Raw genomic sequence first — 19,941 nt, 5'->3', positions numbered from 1 at the left:
TAGCCGTTCCTTACGAAGCACGGCACGTCTCGAGCCCGCGGTGAGGAGCTCCGGAGTGTTTTTTTAATCAGATAAAGAATTATACTTAACGACTATGAACAAGGTATTGAAGAAATCAGCCGCTGTCTTAGGCTTGGTAGCGGTAAGTATTGCAGCTTCGGCTGCTACGGTCCACGTAATGACCCGCAATGGTGGTAGCTCAAGTAGCTATACCGCTCAGTCGGGCGCCGAGGGTGTGACCTCAGCCAATGAATATGGATTCCAGAATACAGCCTATGCCATAGGCTCGCGCCAGATAGGTAATGCTCCTGACCTCACCCCTGCCGCCGAGAGCTCGGTGAAGGCGGTCGTCCACATCAAGGTGAAGAAGACCCAGCAGGTGCAGTCCCAACAGATGATCGACCCCTTCGAATTCTTCTTCGGTGGCGATCCTCGTGGAGGCTCGCGTCGTAGTGAGCCCGTCGTGGGCTATGGCTCGGGTGTGATCATCAGCAACGATGGCTACATCATGACGAATAACCATGTCATCGAAGGTGGTGACGAGCTCTCTGTGACGCTCAATGACAACCGTACCTTCAAGGCTAAGCTCATCGGCTCCGACCCCTCCAGCGATATCGCACTGATCAAGGTCGAGGCTAAGGACCTGCCTACGATCCCCTTCGGCAACTCAGAGAACCTCCGTCTCGGCGAGTGGGTCCTGGCTGTAGGGAACCCCTTCAACCTCACCAGCACCGTCACGGCAGGTATCGTCAGCGCTAAGTCGCGTGCCGCTGCTACGGGCGACCAGCTCGGTGTAGGAGCCTTCATCCAGACCGATGCTGCCGTCAACCCTGGTAACAGTGGTGGTGCTCTGGTCAATGCTGCAGGCGAACTCGTCGGTATCAACACGATGATCTACTCTCAGACGGGGAACTATGCCGGCTACTCCTTCGCAGTGCCCATCAACATCGCTGCTAAGGTCGTCTCCGATATCAAGAAGTACGGTACCGTCCAGCGTGGTATGCTCGGGGTCGCAGGGGCTGATGTCACCAGCGAACTCGTACAGAAGGAAGGGCTGAAGGTCAACGAAGGCTTCTATGTCGCTGACTTCGCAGAGATCAGCGCCGCACTGGCTGCTGGTATCGAGAAGGGTGACGTCATCACCGCCATCGACGGCCACCGCATCAGCTCCTTCGCTCAGCTCCAGGAGCAGCTCTCCCGCTTCCGTCCTGGCGACGCTGTGCAGGTCACGGTGAACCGCAAGGGCGCAGAGAAGACCTACAAGGTCACGCTGCGCAATCAGGAAGGTGGCTCTAAGCTCCTCAAGCAGTCGCCCAATGGGGCGAACAACCGCCTCGGTGCTACCCTCAAGGAGCTGGGTGCTAATGAGCTCCGCGCCTACGGCCTCTCCTACGGCCTCGTCGTCCAGTCCCTCCAGTCGAATAGCGCCCTGCGTAAGGCTGGGGTCCGCGAAGGCTTCGTCCTCTTGACGGCTAACAACGTGCCTCTGCGCTCACAGAGCGACCTCAATCAGGTCGTCTCCGCCCTTGACAAGGCTGGTAGCCAGAGCCGCTCACGTCGTTCCGCCCTCCAGCTGCGTGGCTTCTATCCCGAGACGGGAGAAGTCGTGTCCTTCGTAGTCGATCTGTAAGTCCATCCCTCCTATATAAATGTAGCGTCCCCACGGGCGAGGTTAGGAAGCTTAGCTATCCTCCTCCCCCGTGGGGACGCTCTCTGTATGGGCTTCCTCTCCGTCGTTGTACTGCAGAAAAGGCTATCTTTGTCTAAGGTAAACAAATACGCATTCTCTAATGGCATCGTCGAATAGAAGTAAGAACTACGCTCTTATCGCTTCGGTCATCGTAGCTGGTGGCCTCCTCCTCTCGTCCACAAAGGCAGCTGCCCAGACGGGTATCGCCCTGCGTCTCGGTCAGCCTGACGAGGTGACCCTCGGTGTCGACGGTCGCTTGACCCTCGATATGGCAGCCTTCGCGCCCGTCGATAAGTCCAACTTCACCTACCTGCCTTCAGGGGCGACCCAAGAAGAGCCCTTCCGTATGGCGGCTGGGACCTCCATCACACAGGCTCGCCTTGGCTTCTTCGGCGGCTATGGCAACTGGACGGGACGTATCGATGTCAACTACACGGGGCAGCGCATCACCTTCTGTGATATCTACGCAGCCTACGCCTTCAGCCCCCAGACGCGCCTCGTCCTCGGGCACCAGCTTGAGCCGATGAGTATCGGGATGAATACCTCCACGCGCCACGGCTCGGTCACGACCCCACTACCTCTCGACTTCCTCATCCCCTATACCCGTCACTGGGGGCTTGCTGGTACCCATTGGGGGGATAAGTATTGGCTCGGTGCAGGCCTCTTCGCTGGTAGCAGCGAGCGCGTCAATGCTCGTGAGAACCATATGGGCGAGGGCTATGGCGTCTCGGCACGTGCCGTCTGGCGCCCCATCAATACGGATCAGACGACTGTGCACCTCGGCTTCTCGGCTGTGGCTCGTACCCCCGAGCGTGTGACGTCGGATGACGGCATCGTCGTCCTGGGCGGTCGCTCGGGCTCTGTCGTAGAGAACCGCAAGTTTATCGCGGGTGGCTTCTCAGGGATCGACCACTACACCATCTGTGATCTGGAGGCTGCTTACCGTGATGACCGCTTCTTTGTCCAGGGTGAGGCCCTGTGCTCGACCTTTGCCACAAAGGAAAGCCCAGGGGTTATTACGAATGGGGTGAAGACGTATAATATTGATAATATTATTTATGGTAGTAAGAGTGTCTCCTTCTGGGGCGGATATCTCGTAGGCTCCTATATGCTCCGTGGGAAGCAGCGTAGCTACTCCAATAGCGGTGCAGCCTTCTCCAATGTCAATAGTGAGGTAGAGCCTGGGGGCAATGTCGAGCTCATGATCGGTGCCAGCGCTATCGATACCCAGAACTATATGGGGCAGGCATACGAAGCCCTTGGGGCGGTGAACTGGTACCCCAATACCGCGATGATGCTCGGCCTCAGCTATACCTTCACTTCCTTCAGCAAGGATGCTGTTGCACTCGGCCGTCTGCGCTCCAGCAACGGCGATGGTCTGAGCTACCGTACCCTGCAGCTGCGCGCACAGTTCGTATTCTAATCATTCGATATGTCTTTACGATCGACCCTACTTCTCTCCGCCCTCGTCCTCGCCCCACTATGGGGTGAGGCGAAGGTCGTGAAGCCTAAGGCTCCCACACAGAGCCCCGAGCAGCTCCTCCGTGAGGCGGAGCGTGCCTATCACGCCTATCAGTTCGGCCCTGCCTCGACAGCGCTCTCCAAGTACATCTCCAGCCTCCAGCGCCGCCGTCAAGCGGTGCCCGACAGCATCACGATGCTGCAGGGGCAGATAGCACGTGCCGAGCGTATGTATGGTGCAGCCGATGAGCTGCGCGTCGTCGATAGCACACTCGTCGGGATTGATCGCATAGCCGAGCTCCTCCCTCAGGGCAGTGGGCGCTTCCTCATCGCTGAGCAGCTCCCCGCCGATATTCGCTCCCTCCTCCCCGTGGAGACGCCCGTAGTAGGCGACAGCCTGCACCCGGCACCTCCCGTCTTCCCCATCTTCGGCTTCGTCGATGCTCTGGGGCGCAATAGCATCATCCCCGATGCTCATGCTCTCGCTTGGTACGCTAAGGCAGGCCGTAGCTGGGAGCGTCAGGGAGTAGCGACCAAGACGCTGGAGGCCGATGCGCCTATCCGCTCTCCCTTCCTCCTCGAGGATGGTATGACGCTCTTCTTCGCTCGCCGCTCTCCCGCAGGCCTCGGTGGCTATGACCTCTATATGACGCGCCTCACCGAGCAGGGCAATAGCTTCTTCGAGCCTACGCTCCTCGGCATGCCGTACAACTCCCCCTACAACGACTATCTGCTCGCCTATCACGAGAGCGAAGGCTGGGGGATCCTCATCAGTGACCGCTTCGCTCCCGAGGGGCAGGTCCACGTCTATCGCTTCACTGGTCGTCCTGCCTTCCTCGCTGGTCGTCAGGGTGGTGAGACGACAGAGCTTGCGCCTGAAGAAGCCTACCGCCGTGCGACCCTCTCGGGTGTCCTCTACGAAGGCGAGGCTGTAGCCGTACAGCCTACGACGCAGCGTGAGGAGAAGGCCGAGCTGACCTTCCACCTGCAGGGCTCAGTCGTCTACCACCGCTGGGCGGACTTCAAGAGTGACGCTGGCCGTCGCACCTTCGCCGAGGCCGAAGCTCTTCGCGAGTCCCTCGCCCGCGAAGAAGCCCGCCTTAGCGAGCTCCGTACTCGCTGGAGAGAGGGTGATGCCTCCGTACGCAGTGAGCTGCATAGCGAGCTCCAGCTCCTCGAAGCCTCTGTCCAGCAGAAGGCAAAGCAGCACCGCGACCTCCTCAATGCCGTACGCCGCCACGAAGGCGTGCGCTAATCCCTCCCCCCAATCCTCTACGCATTTGGAATCATTCAGTCAGGTAATCAATGAGGTGATCCCCGTCTCGGCTTGGATCGCCCTCTCTATATCGGGCCTTCTGCTCGTCGTCTCGGGCTTCATGTCCTCCTCCGAAGTCGCCTTCTTCTCACTCTCTCCCTCCGATATCGACACGATCAAGGAGGAGGAGCATCCTGCGGATCAGGGCCTCGTAGAGCTGCTCAAGGATTCGGAGCGCCTACTGGCGACGATCCTCATCGGCAATAATCTGGTCAACGTGGCTATCGTCATCTTGACCGGCTATGCCTTTGCGCAGATCTTCGACTTCACGTATGCTCCCGCCCTGGGCTTCATCTTCCAGACGGTTATCCTGACGCTCCTCTTGCTGCTCTTCGGTGAGATCATCCCGAAGGTCTACGCCCAAGCACGCCCCCTAGCATTCAGCCGCTTCTCCTCGGGGAAGATGGCGCTGATCTCGCGCATCCTCTATCCGTTCTCCTCCTTCCTCATGCGCTCGACGAGCATGCTGACGAGGCGTATGCAGCCCAAGCGCTATGACCTCTCCGTGGATGACCTCTCGCAGGCCGTCGACCTTCTCGAGGGACACGAGCCCGAGGAGAAGGAGCTCTTCGAGGACATCATCAACTTCCACAACAAGACCGCCTCGGAGATCATGGTGCCCCGTGTGGACATGGTCGATATCGATGTGGCGTGGGACTTCCATCGTATGCTCCACTTCGCCCTTGACTCGGGCTACTCACGTATTCCCGTCTATGAGGGGTCGGAGGACAATATCCGCGGTATCCTCTACCTCAAGGACCTCATTCCCTACAAGGAGCAGGAGGCGGACTTCGACTGGACGAAGCTCATCCGTGACGCGCTCTTCATCCCCGAGAACAAGCCTCTGGATGACCTCCTCGAGGAGTTCCGCAGTACGAAGAAGCACATCGCCGTCGTCGTCGACGAGTACGGCGGTACGAGCGGTATCGTCACCATGGAGGACCTCCTCGAGGAGATCGTCGGGGAGATCTCGGACGAATATGACGAGGAGGAGCTACCCTACAAGCGCCTACCCGACGGGAGCTATCTCTTCGATGGGGGTACGCCGCTGACGGACGTCCTGCGTGCGCTCGACCTCGAGCAAGGTACCTTTGGCAAGGCCGAGGAGCAAGTCGATACCCTCGGTGGGCTCGTCCTCGAGCTCAAGCAAGACCTACCCCGCAAGGGCGATCTGGTCACGGCTGGCGAGTGGAGCTTCCGAGTCACGAGCTTGGAGAAGTTCCGCATCACCGAGGTCCAAGTCATTCCCCCTCCAGCGGACGACACGACATCGGGTACAGTATGACGCTGGAGCACATAGAAGGGTTACCCTCTGGGGTAGCCCTTTGTCTTGGTCACTTCCCCGTAGTGGGGCGACGGGAGCGCCGTAGCAGCGAAGAGGCTGCTGTGGGCACTATCCTCTGTGACCTCTTCGGCAGTGCTACACCGCCCCAGCGGGAGCATGATGCTACGGGGCGGCCGTTCCTCCCCAGTGCGCCCGAGCAGAGCGTGAGTATCTCGCATACCGAGGGCCACGCAGCTGTGCTTCTCACGCCCTCCGTGCTCCGTCCCGGGGTGGATATAGAGACCTACCGCCCGCAGCTCCGTGCCGTAGCCTCGCGCTACCTGACGGAGAGCGAATGGGGTCTGCTTGAGCATAGCGCTCCCTCGCTCTCGGAGCTTCAGCTCCGTACCCTCCTGTGGTCGGCGAAGGAGACCGCCTTCAAGATCTTCGGTCCGCCCGATGCTTCGCTCCATAGCTTCACGCTGGAGCGTATAGACCCTGCCTCGCAGGAGCTACGCCTCGGCTACGCTCGTGAGGCCACTTCGCTCACGGTGCACTATACACTGCGCCCCGACTACCTCTTCACCTTCGGCTGGCAAGAGGCTTAGCCTACCGCCCGCCCATCACACTGATATTACTTAACCACTCAATATCGTATCAATGACTATGCGTAAAACCCTACTTGCGCTCCTCATCGCCCTCGGCGTCAGCTCCGTCGCACGTGCTGACGAGGGTATGTGGCTCCTGGAGCAGCTCTCCAAGAAGTACCCTGAGCTCGTCAAGCGCGGGCTCTCGATGAAGGAGTACGATCTCTACAACCCCAACGGTACCTCGCTCAAGGACGCTGTCGTCAGCTTCGACGGTGGCTGTACGGGTGAGATCATCTCGTCGCAGGGTCTCGTCCTGACGAACCACCACTGCGGCTATGACGCGATCCAGAAGCTCAGCAGTGTCGAGCACAACTACCTTGAGAACGGCTTCTGGGCGCAGAGCTTCGCCGAAGAGCTCCCCGCTAAGGGCGTCGTCGTGACCTTCATCGATAAGATCGAGGACGTCACGGCCTTCGTGCAGGCAGAGCTCAAGAAGGTGCGTAAGGGCACGGGTATGGAGTACCTCTCGCCCGCCTTCCTTCGCTCGGTAGCTCGCAAGCGTGTCGGTGACAACTTCCTCAAGGATCACCCAGGCACGGAGGTCGAGATCCGTCCCTTCTACAATGGGAACAAGTACCTCATGTTCACCAAGAAGGTCTACTCTGACATCCGCTTCGTCGGTGCACCTCCCAGCGCTATCGGGAAGTTCGGTGCCGACACGGACAACTGGAAGTACCCCCGTCACGCTGGTGACATCTCCCTCTTCCGCATCTACGCTGATGCCAACGGCAACCCCGCTCCCTACTCGGAGAGCAACGTGCCTCTGAAGCCCAAGCGCTGGTTCAACATCTCTACCGATGGCATACAGCGTGATGACTTCGCGATGATCATGGGCTTCCCTGGTCGCACCAACCACTTCTTCCTCCCCTCTGAAGTAGAGGAGTGGAAGACCATCGACAATGATATCCGCATCCGCATGCGCAACATCCGTCAGGAGGTCATGCTCAAGGATATGCTTGCCGACCCCAAGGTGAACATCATGTACGCCGCTAAGTATGCCCGCTCGCAGAACGCTTACAAGCGTGCTATCGGTGCGAACTTCGGTATCGAGAAGAATAACTTCAAGGCCACCAAGCAGCAGGAGATGGAGTCCCTCCTCTCGTGGGCTAAGGAGAAGGCGCCTAAGTCCTACAAGTCTTACGCTGATGCTGTCTCCACGATTGACCGTGCTATCGAGGGCCGTCGTGACCTGCGTCGCCAGTTCTGGTACCTCGACGAAGGGCTGTGGCAGGCTATCGAAGCCACGCGCGCCCCTGGTGCTGATGATCCTCTGACCGCTACGGACAAGGCCTTCACCGCCTACAACAACAAGGACTACCTCCCCTCGCTGGACGCTAAGATCGCTAAGGCTGAGCTGGCCGAATACACGCGTCAGATTGACCGCAAGGACTGGCCCACGGCTATCGCTGAGGGTATCGATAAGTTCGGCTCGGTAGATGCTTATGTCGATGCGATGTTCGCTCAGTCGACCTTCACCACGCCTGAGGGCTTCGAGGCCTTCAAGAAGCTGAGTGCCAAGGAGCAGCAGGCTGTCCTCTCCTCCGACCTGATGTCGCGCTTCGCTGCCTCTGTCCGCACCAAGCGTGATCAGCTGACGAAGGATCTCCGTGCCTTCGACAACCCCATTGATCTGGCTCGTCGCACCTATGTCGGCGGTATCATGGCTCAGCGTGGCACGGACAATCTCTGGCCCGATGCCAATAGCACGCTACGCTTCACCTACGGTCAGGTCCGTGGCTACTCGCCCGTCGACGGCGTCGAGTATCAGGTGCCTACGACCCTGCGTGGTGTGATGGAGAAGGAAGACCCCACCTCATGGGAGTTCGCTGTCCCCGCTCGTCTCAAGGAGATCTACCAGAAGCAGCTCTACGGCGAAGGCAAGCGCTGGGCAGCTAAGAAGGCTGACGGCACGTATGAGATGCCTGTCAACTTCGCTGCTACGACCCACACCACGGGTGGTAACTCCGGTAGCCCCGTCTTCAATAAGTACGGTGACCTGATCGGTATCAACTTCGACCGCAACTGGGAAGGTGTCGGTGGTGACATCCAGTACCTGCCCCCCTACCAGCGTAGCATCATCTGTGATATCCGCTACGTCCTCCTGCTCATTGACCAGCTCGGTGAGTGCCCCCGCCTCATCCAGGAGCTGTCGCTCGTCTCACGCCGATGAATACCCAGAGCCCCCAGCGTCCGTACCTCGTCGTCCTCTCGGGGGCGGGGATGAGTGCCGAGAGCGGCCTGTCGACCTTCCGCGATAGCGATGGTCTGTGGGCGGGGCATGACGTCCAAGAGGTCGCCAGCATCGAAGGCTGGTACCGCGACCCCCAGTGCGTGCTGGACTTCTACAACCAGCGCCGTCGGGAGTTCGTCGGAGCAGAGCCCAACGAAGGGCACCGTCTGCTCTCCCGCCTCGAGGAGTACTATCGTGTGACGATCGTCACGCAGAATGTCGACGACCTGCACGAGCGTGCGGGTAGCAGCCGTGTCATCCACCTCCATGGGGAGCTGATGAAGAACCGCTCCGTGCGGGATCCCTTCACCACCTACCCCGCCGAAGGAGCGACACGTGAGCTCCATGTCGGGGACTTAGCGCCTGATGGCACGCAGCTCCGCCCCTTCATCGTTTGGTTTGGCGAAGAGGTGCCGGAGATGATCCCTGCTATCGAAGCCACCGAAGAGGCCGATCTCTTCCTCGTCATCGGTACGTCGCTGGAGGTCTATCCTGCAGCGGGACTGCTGGGCTACGTCCCAGCGAAGGCGCCCGTCTACTGCATCGACCCGAAGCCCGTGCGTAGTAGCTACCGCCCCGACCTCATCCATATCCAGGCGGGAGCTGTGGCAGGTATGCGCGACCTCTATGCGCGCTTGACCGAAGGCCGCTAACCCCCCCCCTCAGCTGAGCTCCCTCACCGAAGCTCACACCTCGATCCTATGAAGGCTGTCCGCACCCTTCCCTCGTGGAAGCGTGCGGACAGCCCCATTTTATGCGTGCTCCTCACTGCCTTGGTGCTCCGTAGCACTACTCCTTGGCCTTCTCCCTCCCCCGAGAAAACTTCCGCTCCACCGCAGCCAAAACCACGAAGGTCTACACCTATTCTTCTATCTTGGTGCGTGGTCCTAAGATCCCCGCACGTAGCTCAAAGGATTTCCCCTCGTAGTCCTAAAATCCACGTACGTAGACCGAGAAAATCTCCCGCACTTCGCCCCAAATACCGCGCGAAAAACGAGTGAGTGCCTCTATTCCTTCGTGCCTTTCCCTCCGCTCTTTCCCCTCACGTATCTATACAGCAGCGCCCCATAATCCTCATCGGATCATGGGGCGCTGACGCTTGTGGGGGAGTAAGGCGGAGCTTACTTGAGGGCGGCGAGGACGTTGCGCTCGATGCGTGCCGTGAGGTCGTCGGTGGGCTCGGCGACGAAGGCACGACCCGTGACGGTCTCATACAGCTCGATGTAGCGGTCGGAGACGCTCTTGCAGTACTCCTCGGTCATCTCGGGGATGACTTCGCCGTCACGGCCTTGGAAGCCGTTCTTGATGAGCCACTGGCGGACGAATTCCTTGGAGAGCTGCTTCTGCTCTTCGCCACGCTCGAAGCGCTCTTCGTAGCCTTCGGCATAGAAGTAGCGGGAGGAGTCGGGCGTGTGGATCTCGTCGATGAGGTAGATCTTGCCGTCCTTCTTCCCGAATTCGTACTTCGTGTCGACGAGGATCAGACCACGCTCACGTGCCATCTCCTGACCACGCTTGAAGAGAGCGTAGGTGTAGGCCTCGAGCTGCTTGTAGTCTTCTTCGCTGACCAGACCCGTGCGGATGATTTCCTCGCGGGAGATATTCTCGTCATGGCCGACATCTTCCTTCGTGGTGGGGGTGATGATGGGCGAGGGGAAGGCTTCGTTCTCACGCATGCCGTCGGGGAGCTGGATACCGCAGAGGGTGCGTTCGCCTGCCTTATAGGCACGCCAAGCTGAGCCGGTGAGGTAGCCACGGATGACCATCTCTACACGGAAGGGCTCACAGCGCAGGCCGAGCGATACCATAGGGTCGGGAGCAGAGATGAGCCAGTTGGGGACGATGTCGCGCGTAGCTTCGAGGAAGTAGGTCGCGATCTGGTTGAGGACTTGTCCCTTGTAGGGGATGCCTTTGGGGAGTACGACGTCGAAGGCGGAGATGCGGTCGGTGGCGATCATCGCTACCTGCTCACTGCCGAGGAAGTACACGTCGCGGACCTTGCCATGATAGACGTGATCCTGATGGGGAAACTGGAAGTCCGTGCGGACGAGTGTCTGTGCCATAATTCTATCTTGCGTGATTAGTTTGTGATGTGTCGGAGGGGGCGGACGTCTTTTCGTCCTTGGCATCGTAGACGGCCACGATCTCGGAGACGAGCGGGTGGCGCACGATGTCGGTCTTATCGAAGTGGATGAAGCTGATACTCTTTAGCCCGTGGAGCTTGTCAAGCGCATCCTTCAGACCCGAGGTCACACCACGGGGAAGGTCGATCTGCGTGAAGTCCCCCGTGATGATCATCTTCGAGCCCATGCCGAGGCGTGTGAGGAACATCTTCATCTGCTGCGGCGTGGTGTTCTGTGCTTCGTCGAGGATGACGACGGCATCACTCAGCGTGCGACCACGCATGAAGGCCAGCGGGGCGATCTGGATGACGCCCGTATCTATGAGGTCTTTGAGCTTGGGGGCAGGGATGAGTTCGCCGAGGGCGTCATAGAGTGGCTGGAGGTAGGGGTCGAGCTTGTCCTTCATCTCGCCAGGGAGGAAACCGAGTTTCTCGCCTGCTTCGACGGCAGGGCGGGAGAGGATGATACGGCGCACCTGCTTTGCCTTGAGGGCTTTGACCGCCAGACAGATGGCGATGAAGGTCTTCCCCGATCCGGCGGCACCCGTGGCGAAGCACAGGTCACGCTCGGCGAACTCGCGAGCCATGCGGCGCTGACGCTCCCCGCGGGGGAGGATCGCCTTGCCGTGGACGCCGTAGATGAGTACGTCGCTCTCGGCGGTGGGCAGGGTGTCGGCGGCCTTACTGCGGTGCCGACGCACGACCTCGATGATCTGTGCTTCGGTCAGCTGGTTGTGGCGACTGCAGAGGGCTTCCAGAGAAGCGAGGATGTGCAGGAGCTCTTCGGCAGCTTGGTCTTCGCCAAGTACCTTGATGACGTTCTGGTGAATGCGTAGCTTCGTCTTAGGGAAGAGGTTCTGTAGCGTGACGAGGTTCGCACGGTTGACACCGACGAACTCCTGCGTGTCGGCTTCCTCTAAGACGTAGAGTCGCTCCATCATAGGCTTATAGTCGTTGGGATAGGGTGATGAGATGCTTGATGTGGGTGCGCCATTCGGGTGCGGCTGCTTGCAGGTCGCTTAGGCTGCGGGGGAAGCGATAGCCCCAGTAGTGATGCGGATCCTCGGGGCGGTTGATCTGCTCCTCGGCAGGTGTGGTGAGCCAGAGACGGCTGTCGAGGCTCATCCAGTCGGCAAGAGGCAGGAGGACGGCTGCAGATGGGGAGGCGAGATGTGCCTCGATGATGCGGCGGTAGAGGGCTTCTTCGCTGGGGACTTCCTCGGTGAGAAGGAGCTCCTGGCGATAGTAGCGCTCTTGCTCGCTCGCCGAGAGGCTGTGCCACCAGCCACGCAGCGAAGGCATATCGTGGGTGGAGGTCGTGGCTACCGAGCGGGCGGGGAAGCTGTCAGGGCGTGCCCAGCCCGTGGGGGTAAAGGCCTTCGGCATACGCTCCAGCTCAAGAGAGAGGACCTGTAGCTCGTCGAGGACGGCGGGTACAGAGGCGGGGATCATCCCGAGGTCCTCGGCGCAGAGCAGAAGGCGCGTGTGGCTCGTCAGCGCACCGAGACGCAGCAGGGCGGTGGTGCGGAAGAGTTCGTTGTGCCGGACGTAATAGTAGTCATCGCTGACCGATCGCCAGCGCTCCTGCAGCTCTTCGGGGAGGCGAGCGAAGAGACGACTGCGCTCCAGCGCTATGCGTGGGTGGTAGTGCCCTGCCTTGTACGGGTCGGCGATGAGGGCAGTCTCCGTGCATAGCTCAGCAAGTACGGCTGCGACGTCGGCTCCGAGAGCGCGCTGGGCGGCCTCCGTCTCGTAGTCGGCTTGCTCGCCATACGTGAGCTGATAGAGCCCTGCAAGGGCAGTGCTATGGAGATAGCCGCTGTCGAGGAGGTCATCAAAGCTATCCCCAAGGCGTGCCGTCAGCTCGTCTTCGTGGACGAGTGGTGCGGTGAGTAGCTCGATGGGGAAGGTCGGGGCGAGCTTCTCCTGCCACTCCTCGAGACTGTAGGGGAGGGCGGGGTGGAAGTGTCCCAAGAGGCCAGAGCGCTGCGTGCGTGGCACCTCCCAGATGCGGAAGAAGCCGAGGATATGGTCGATGCGGAAGGCGTGGAAGTAGCGGGCCTGACGCTCGAAGCGCTGGCGCCACCAGCGGAAGTCGCCTTCCTCCTGCATACGCTCCCAGTTGTACGTGGGGAAGCCCCAGTTCTGCCCATCGGCAGCGAAGTCATCGGGCGGGGCGCCTGCGGATTGCTCTGTGTGGAAGAGATGGGGTGCCATCCAGACGTCTACGCTGTGGGGCGCTACGCCGATAGGGAGGTCACCCTTGAGGAAGACGCCTCGCTCCTCTGCATAGCTTCTCACAGCCTGGAGCTGGCGGTCGAGGACGAACTGTAGCCAGTAGTAATAGCCCACCTCCTCGGCGTGTGCTGCATCATCGAGATAGGCGGCTGCCTTTGCCTCGTCATACGCTTCCCATCCTGCCCAGTCGCTGGGTGCACCCGAGCCAAACTGGTCACGTAGCACGCAGTAGAGGGCATAGGGACGGAGCCAAGCGGCGGCCTCGTCGTAGAAGAGGCGGAAGTCCTCGCTCGTGAGGTCGGCCTTACCCTGCAAGTCGAATGCACGGCGGAGGAAGCGCTCCTTCAGCTCGAGTACGCGTGGGTAGTCCACGGCGGGGAGCTGGCGTAGTGCCTTCGCCTCGCGGAGGAATGCCTTACGCTCCTCGGAAGGGAGGGCGGGCAGTGCCTCGGGATCGATGTATATGGGGTGGAGGGCGTCGACGGATATCGCATTGTAGGGATAGGAGTCGGCGGTGCCTCGTGTGCTGGTGGTATCGTTGATGGGGAGGAGCTGGACGGCGTGCATACCTGCTTCGGCAGCGAAGTCAATAGCTTCTCTGAGCGCACCGAAGTCGCCTATGCCCCAGTCGGTGTCGCTACGCAGCGAGAAGAGCGGTGCGACAAGGCCTGCCGTACGCACGGGGCGGCTGGGGAGATGGAGGTAGCTATCCTGCACATAGCAGTAGGGATAGACGGTGCTGTCGGGGAGATTTATCCAGCGGTCTTCGCCCTCCTCCCAGAGGTAGGTATAGCCTGCGTCTGTGCTGAGGAGGTATTTGTAGCGAAGCGAAGCGGGGGTGGAGCCTATGGCAGAGGCGGGGAGCGTAGCGCCCCAGCGTCCTTGTCCGCGGTAGGTGAGGGGAAGAGCCTTTTTAGGATCCCAGCTCCCAAGTGCCTCGCAGCTCCCCGTCACGAGAAGGCGCTCCCCTCGGCGTAGGGCGGGAGTGTGGACGGAGAAGGTGAGGCCAGGCTGTGGCGCTCCCTCTGGAGCTGTGGCCTGCTGACCGAGGATATCGCAGAAGGCCGCCGAGAAGGCGGGGGCATCTTCAGGGCTGTCGATCCAGCGATCTTGTGTGAAGACGGCCGTGTCGCCAGCGGGGAGATGAAGTTCGTGGGGGATCCGCCATTCCTCGCGCAGTACGGCACCCGTCTCATCGGTGAGGCGGTAGCTATATATATAATGTATAGGGGAGGTGGCGGAGGGGAGGTGTAGAGTCGCTTGCCAATGCCCTTCCCCGAGATGCTCGAGGGGGAGGGTCTGCGCTCCAGAGTGGGCGGGGCTGTCGGCAACTCGGCCTACGAGCGTGAGCCGCTCGTGGGGCTGCGCCCAGTACTCGATGGAGAAGGTGACTGTCATCTATAGATAGGGTCCTACCATTCGTTCGTGTAGAGGAAGGTGCATCTGTGTGTACCTTCCGTTGCAAAGGTACGCAATATCTTCGGCCCTGGGGTAGGGTAGCGTGGCCTCGTTCTTCGGTAGGGAGGGGTATGAGCCTATGTTGGTCCGCGGGTCGACCTATATTGAGACTGTTGCCGAGAGTCCTGCCCTCTATTTATTCTGCTAAGGCATCGCATGCCCAGCTCCCCGATATGCCTCTCCGAAGAGATCTGGCAAGACCTTCGCCTTATCGCGAATACTCCTCTTATCCAGCGGAGGGAAAAGTGCCATTCATATGAAGAAAAAAGCACCTTCACGTAGTGGTATTCTTCTATCTATGCACGTAGTCTTAAAGACCAGGCACGTCAATCCAAATATCCACGTACGTAGATATTAGAGTCGCGTACGTAGTCTAAACTTATCTGCCACTCGTCCACAGCTATTATCCCTACGCGGAGCAACAACCTCATATAGGTCACTTCACAAAGCTATATGGCTCTACCCACGCACCTATATTGGTCGCTGAGCGAAGCTATATTGGTCGGTGACGTGACCTATATAGGTCGACCCGCGGACCAATATAGGTTCACTCATCCCCCTTCGTCGGGACGTCGGAGAAGCTCCCCGAGGAGAGGAGCTATGACTGCGCGAAAAGGTGCGTCGTCAGCGGGCTCTCAGGAGGTGCAGAGTGTAAAATAAGTAGTACTTCGCGGGCGTGAAAGCTCCATATTTTGGCTTTTTCTTACCTTTGCGTGTCACCCGAGGGAGCACAAGCGGTGCCTCATACGGTGACCTACAGACCCGAAAGCCGGGAACCTTCTTCGTCTTTATCCTGATCTCGGGAGCCTATCTCAAGCTATGGAGCGAGTCGCTGAAGGTATGTTGTACCTAAACCAAATTTTATGACGTTGAAAGGAATTCTTTTCGGCGCACTGGCGGGCGTGGTACTCTTAGGAGCGACCTCTGCAAGCCTTCCCTCCCAGCCCTCTTCAAGTGGTCTCAGTGTGGGTGACGTGCTACCGAAAATGAAGTCTCTGGACGCGGAAGGTCGTGCCTCCACCACGGAGTCAGCACAGCGCTATCGTCTCATCCACTTCTGGGCAGCCTATGATGCTACCAGTCGCGCCGCGAATGTGGTATGGGATCATTACTTCGCTGGTAAGGCACAGACGGCTATCGACTACCAAGCGATCTCGCTTGATACCGACGACGCTGTCTGGTCACAGACGATCTCCCTCGACCAAGTGGATCAAGAGGACCAGCGCTACATCGCCCCCACGGAGCGTAGCCGCTATATGGCAAGTGCAGGACTCCTCGACGGACTACACACCTACCTTGTGGATGATCACGGGGTCGTAGTAGCCGTAGATCCGACGCCAAGCGAATTAGCGAACTATCATTAAACTCAAATTATTGGCAAGAGCCACGATCAGGGATCCCCTGGCCGTGGCTCTTGCTTTTTGTCTATGTGGCGGGCGAATGCCCCTCCTTATGATGAGCTACTCGGTGAGGTCGCTCTCCTCGATGTCGACATTTCGACAGCCCTCGAGAAGGAAGCGCTTCTGATTGGGGTGGAACTTCGGGTAGCTCGTCGTCGGCTCGATCTTATTGCCACGCCACAGGATGCCGTCGGTACTGATGGCGTGCAGGAGCGGCGTGTCGAAGGTGCGGAAGATGTTGTCCTCGATGCGGATGCTCTTCGGCCCCTGCCCGTAGAAGGGGTGGCGCTGTGAGGCGAGCTCGGGGATGATGGGATGGATGCTGATGACTGCGCTGGTGAACTGGTAGAGGCTCGTCAGTACGTCTTGGAAGAGGTTGCGGCGGATCGTGACCTCGCGCGTCTGTCCCGACTCGTACCACATATTGTTGTCCGTGCTGAAGAGGATCGCCGAGCCGCTGACGTGGTCGAAGGTGTTGTCCTCGATGAGGACGGGGCGGGGCGTATTGATGAGGATGCCTCGGGCGCGGTTGTGCCGCACAAGGTTGTGGGAGAAGTCGACGCTCGGCGTGCGGGTGAGGTTCTCCATACTGATCTGTCGCTCGGGCGTGTAGTCTGCGGGTAGCTCCTCGTCGAAGGTGATGCGCAGCTCACGTGCGCCCTTGAGCTGCTCGCCATCAGCTGGGCTAATAGAGCGTACGTGGAAGGAGCCTTCCAGCCCCTGGATATCGCGCGAGGTGACCAGACGCACCGAGTCGCCAGGCATGGCCCACGTGTAGCCAAAGGCCTGCTTGTGCATGAAGCGCCCGACGAGGGTGTGCTTACCCTCGCGTGCTGTGACCTTGAGGTAGACGCCGTGGACGTTTAGCGCGTCGTCCATCATGTTCTCAAAGCGGCAGTGCTGTACGGAGATCTTCCCCTCACAGGCGACGAAGTGCGTGGCATCGGCCTGGGTGGTGAAGTAGCGTTCACCACGGGGGCGGAGCTGGACGTGGAAGCGCTCCAGCGTGATGTCGCGGGAGTTCTGCGTGAGGACACCCATCCCTTCTGCGAAGTGGATGTTCATCTTCTCAAGGCGGATATCACGGCTCTCGGTGATGAAGATAGCGGGCTGGGGGCGGTAGCCCGTGCGGGCGGCGAAGACCGTCCCTGCGGGGAGGTGGGAGTTCTTCCAGTGGGGAGCATAGAGAAGCGGCCTCGTGTGCTTGACCGTGACACCCATGGCGGTAGCCTCGCGCGCAGTCAGCTGGCGAATGTCCTTATTCGGGAGGTGCATGTCGGAGGTGCGGTAGAGGAGCTCACGCGTCTTCGGGTCGAAGGCAAGGCCATGGTCGGGGGTAGAGCGCCAGCTCGTGCCGTAGGCTTCCAGCTGTCCCTTGTCCGTGATGCGCCACTTGACCCAAGGTGCGGGGGTGAAGACAATGCCGCGCGCGGTGTCGGAGTGCAGGATATGCAGCTGTGAGATCTGCGGATTGGTGAAGTCAATCGTAAGGCCTCGGAGCTCGACGCCTTGACAGCTGTCGAGGACGATGGGGAGCATGCGGTCTTCGAAGAGTAGTTCGCTTCCCTCACCCTTCACGATGACGTGGCGCCAGCCCCGTAGGAGAAGGCCTATCGGACGGCTACCCGCGTGGTCGTGATTGGAGATGAAGTACTCGCGCTCTACGGCTCCCTCACGGGTGAAGTGGTAGCGCCCAGGGTGAAAGCGTAGCTCCAGCGTGTCGCCTCCCTTCTCGAGGTCGGGGTGTAAGCCCTCAAGGAGCTTGCGGAAGACGGGCGTGGCATTGATTTGCTTCCCCTTGCGAGGGCCTAAGGAGGGGAGCTGAATGACGCGGCGATGGGCCTTTATGGGAAGCACTGCGATGAGGAGCAGGGCAAGCGAGAGTAGGGCGTATCGGGAGAGAGCGAGCTGGCGCATAAGAGGGATGTCGGTGCTGTGAGGGAGGAGGGAAGTAGGGGAGGAGACGGTAGCTTCCCTCAGGTCGTGGAGATAAAACGAAGTAGCCCCAACTCCTTGCCCACATCGGGTAAGGGAGTTGGGGCTACTATGCTTAGTGCTGAGCGTGCTCAGTCGTGTCGGTCAGGCGTGGATTACTTCTTAGCCTTGATGCCGAGACGAACGGGCTTGATCATGTTCTCAGGAGCGAGTACCGTGTCGAGGTCTTCCTTAGAGAGGATGCCGTGCTCGATGATGAGGTCATAGACACCGCGACCCGTCTCGAGAGCTTCCTTAGCGATCTTCGTAGAGTTCTTATAGCCGATGATGGGGTTGAGGGCGGTGACGATACCGATGCTATTGCGGACGTTGTCGCGGCACTTGTCTTCGTTGGCAGTGATGCCGTCGATGCAGAGCGTGCGGAGCGTGTCGAAGCCGTTGATCAGCAGGTCGATGGACTCGAAGCAGCACTGTGCCATGACGGGCTCCATAGCGTTGAGCTCCATCTGCGAAGCGTCGCCAGCCATGGTGATGCAGAGGTCGTTACCCATGACCTTGTAGCATACCTGGCTCATAACTTCGGGGATGACGGGGTTCACCTTACCTGGCATGATCGAGGAGCCTGGCTGCATAGCAGGGAGATTGATTTCGCCGAGACCGCAGCGAGGACCGCTGGAGAGGAGGCGCAGGTCATTACAGATCTTGTTGACCTTGATAGCGATGCGGCGCAGAGCAGAGCTGTAGCCGACCATTTCGCTCGTGTCGCTGGTAGCGCCGACGAGGTCTTCGGTGAGGGTGATATCCCAGCCAGTGATCTTCGCCATAGCTTCGGTGCAGTAGCCAGCGTATTCGGGTTCAGAAGAGATACCCGTACCGATAGCCGTAGCTCCCATATTGATAGCGAGGAACTGGTGAGCTGCGTAGTCGAGGTTAGCGATCTCGTGGCGGAGGATCGATGCGAAGCCACCGAAGGTCTGGCCGAGCGTCATGGGCACAGCGTCCTGGAGCTGCGTGCGACCCATCTTGACGACGTGTGCGAACTCCTTAGACTTCTTCTCGAGAGCTTCGATGAGCTGGATGAAGTGGGGACGGAGCTTGAGGTGCGAAGCGTAGAGACCGAGGTGGATAGCCGTGGGGTACGCGTCGTTGGTCGACTGCGAGCCGTTCACGTGGTCGTTAGGAGAGAGGTACTTGAACTCACCCTTCTCGTGGCCCATGATCTCGAGTGCACGGTTGCAGATGACCTCGTTGGCGTTCATGTTCGTCGTCGTACCTGCGCCCCCCTGGATCATGTCGACGGGGAAGTGCTGGTGGTGCTTGCCTTCGAGGAGCTCGTGGCAAGCCTGGACGATAGCATCCTTCTGCTGGTCGGTGAGCAGGCCAAGGCGGTGGTTAGCGATAGCGGCAGCTTCCTTGGTCCATGCGAGCCCGTGGACGAAGAGGGGATAGTCGCAGAGGTGGAAGTTGCTGATGTTGAAGTTTTCTATCCCACGAAGGGTCTGCACACCGTAGAGGTGCTCGTTGCTGATCTGGCGTTCGCCGATCAGGTCACTTTCAAGGCGAAAGTCCTTGCCTGAAGTAGCCATAGTATGATGTCGTTACTAATAAGGTGTATTAAACTTTAGGGCAAAGTTACAGCTTTTTCGTTCTCAGCAAGGGGGTAGTGAGGCCCTTGAATAGCAGGCTGTCAGCGGGTTGTGTGGCGCTTTGCTTGCTCTTGCTATAATAATGTAGAGAAAGGGCGTGCGGTGAGGGATAAACGTGTGAAGCTGTCTGCCTTTTCGTGGGAAGGGTGGCTTTTTGCTTTGCTTGTATGTGTGCTCTTGTGCGAAGGGAGCAATACATACCCGTAGAGGGATGGGATATGAACCTATATTGGTCGCTGGGTTGACCTATATAGCTTTGTGAAGCGACCTATATGTAGGATGTTGCTCCGTGCAGAGATAAAAGTTGCGAACGAGTGGCAGATAAGTTTGGGCTACGTACGTGGCTCTAATATCTACGTACGTGGATATTTGGATTTACCTGCCTAGTCTTTAAGACTACGTGCATAGATAGAAGAATACCACTACGTGAAGGTGCTTTTTCCTTCACGAGAAGGACACTTTTCCCTCCGCTGAATAAGAGGAATACTCGCGATAAGGCGAAGGGCTTGTGTGTCACTTTGGAGAGGTATCT

Annotated in this window: 13 protein-coding genes; 8 read left to right on the top strand and 5 right to left on the bottom strand. The window is 59.3% G+C overall.

Annotated features, from left to right (window positions below; translation table 11 throughout):
• The first annotated feature begins 94 nt into the window (after positions 1-94).
• From IEX77_RS08180 to IEX77_RS08150, 7 genes are all read left to right on the top strand, one after another.
• The gene (locus tag IEX77_RS08180; RefSeq protein ID WP_188808489.1) at positions 95-1,630 is read left to right on the top strand and encodes a Do family serine endopeptidase; all 1,536 of its coding nucleotides are present in this window, start codon (positions 95-97) and stop codon (positions 1,628-1,630) included.
• 160 nt (positions 1,631-1,790) lie between these two features.
• Positions 1,791-3,113, top strand: coding sequence for a porin (locus IEX77_RS08175; protein ID WP_188808488.1), 1,323 nt, complete (start codon positions 1,791-1,793; stop codon positions 3,111-3,113).
• Positions 3,114-3,122: 9 nt separating this feature from the next.
• Positions 3,123-4,406, top strand: a complete 1,284-nt coding sequence (locus IEX77_RS08170) for a hypothetical protein (protein WP_188808487.1) — start codon at positions 3,123-3,125, stop codon at positions 4,404-4,406.
• Positions 4,407-4,461: 55 nt separating this feature from the next.
• On the top strand, positions 4,462-5,751 hold the full coding sequence (locus tag IEX77_RS08165) for a hemolysin family protein (RefSeq protein ID WP_444543981.1): 1,290 nt from the start codon (positions 4,462-4,464) through the stop codon (positions 5,749-5,751).
• Positions 5,748-6,338: a 4'-phosphopantetheinyl transferase family protein gene (locus IEX77_RS08160; protein WP_188808485.1), complete on the top strand. Its 591-nt coding sequence runs from the start codon at positions 5,748-5,750 to the stop codon at positions 6,336-6,338. Before IEX77_RS08165 ends, IEX77_RS08160 begins: the two co-directional genes overlap by 4 nt.
• Positions 6,339-6,390: 52 nt before the next feature.
• The gene (locus IEX77_RS08155; RefSeq protein ID WP_373287909.1) at positions 6,391-8,550 is read left to right on the top strand and encodes a S46 family peptidase; all 2,160 of its coding nucleotides are present in this window, start codon (positions 6,391-6,393) and stop codon (positions 8,548-8,550) included.
• On the top strand, positions 8,547-9,263 hold the full coding sequence (locus IEX77_RS08150) for an SIR2 family NAD-dependent protein deacylase (protein WP_188808483.1): 717 nt from the start codon (positions 8,547-8,549) through the stop codon (positions 9,261-9,263). The genes IEX77_RS08155 and IEX77_RS08150 overlap by 4 nt, the downstream gene beginning before the upstream one ends.
• Positions 9,264-9,731: 468 nt before the next feature.
• On the opposite strand, the gene IEX77_RS08145 is transcribed toward IEX77_RS08150, so the two are convergent.
• The 3 genes from IEX77_RS08145 to IEX77_RS08135 are packed head-to-tail and all read right to left on the bottom strand — an operon-like array spanning position 9,732 to position 14,368.
• Complete coding sequence (locus IEX77_RS08145; protein WP_009433410.1) at positions 9,732-10,673, bottom strand: phosphoribosylaminoimidazolesuccinocarboxamide synthase; 942 nt, start codon at positions 10,671-10,673, stop codon at positions 9,732-9,734.
• 4 nt (positions 10,674-10,677) lie between these two features.
• Complete coding sequence (locus IEX77_RS08140) at positions 10,678-11,673, bottom strand: PhoH family protein (protein ID WP_188808482.1); 996 nt, start codon at positions 11,671-11,673, stop codon at positions 10,678-10,680.
• A 4-nt stretch (positions 11,674-11,677) separates the two neighbouring features.
• Positions 11,678-14,368, bottom strand: a complete 2,691-nt coding sequence (locus tag IEX77_RS08135) for a 4-alpha-glucanotransferase (protein WP_188808481.1) — start codon at positions 14,366-14,368, stop codon at positions 11,678-11,680.
• Between the two features lie 1,046 nt (positions 14,369-15,414).
• Here IEX77_RS08135 and IEX77_RS08130 point away from each other — a divergent pair.
• Positions 15,415-15,792: a hypothetical protein gene (locus IEX77_RS08130; protein WP_052353666.1), complete on the top strand. Its 378-nt coding sequence runs from the start codon at positions 15,415-15,417 to the stop codon at positions 15,790-15,792.
• Positions 15,793-15,888: 96 nt separating this feature from the next.
• On the opposite strand, the gene IEX77_RS08125 is transcribed toward IEX77_RS08130, so the two are convergent.
• Positions 15,889-17,745, bottom strand: a complete 1,857-nt coding sequence (locus tag IEX77_RS08125) for an alpha-1,3-galactosidase B (RefSeq protein WP_188808480.1) — start codon at positions 17,743-17,745, stop codon at positions 15,889-15,891.
• Positions 17,746-17,918: 173 nt separating this feature from the next.
• Positions 17,919-19,349, bottom strand: a complete 1,431-nt coding sequence (locus IEX77_RS08120; protein WP_188808479.1) for an aspartate ammonia-lyase — start codon at positions 19,347-19,349, stop codon at positions 17,919-17,921.
• Positions 19,350-19,941: the final 592 nt, after the last annotated feature.

The sequence above is a fragment of the Porphyromonas pasteri genome, assembly GCF_014647755.1.
In the GTDB taxonomy this organism is placed as follows: domain Bacteria; phylum Bacteroidota; class Bacteroidia; order Bacteroidales; family Porphyromonadaceae; genus Porphyromonas; species Porphyromonas pasteri.
This window is presented reverse-complemented; position numbering and strand designations above follow the sequence as displayed.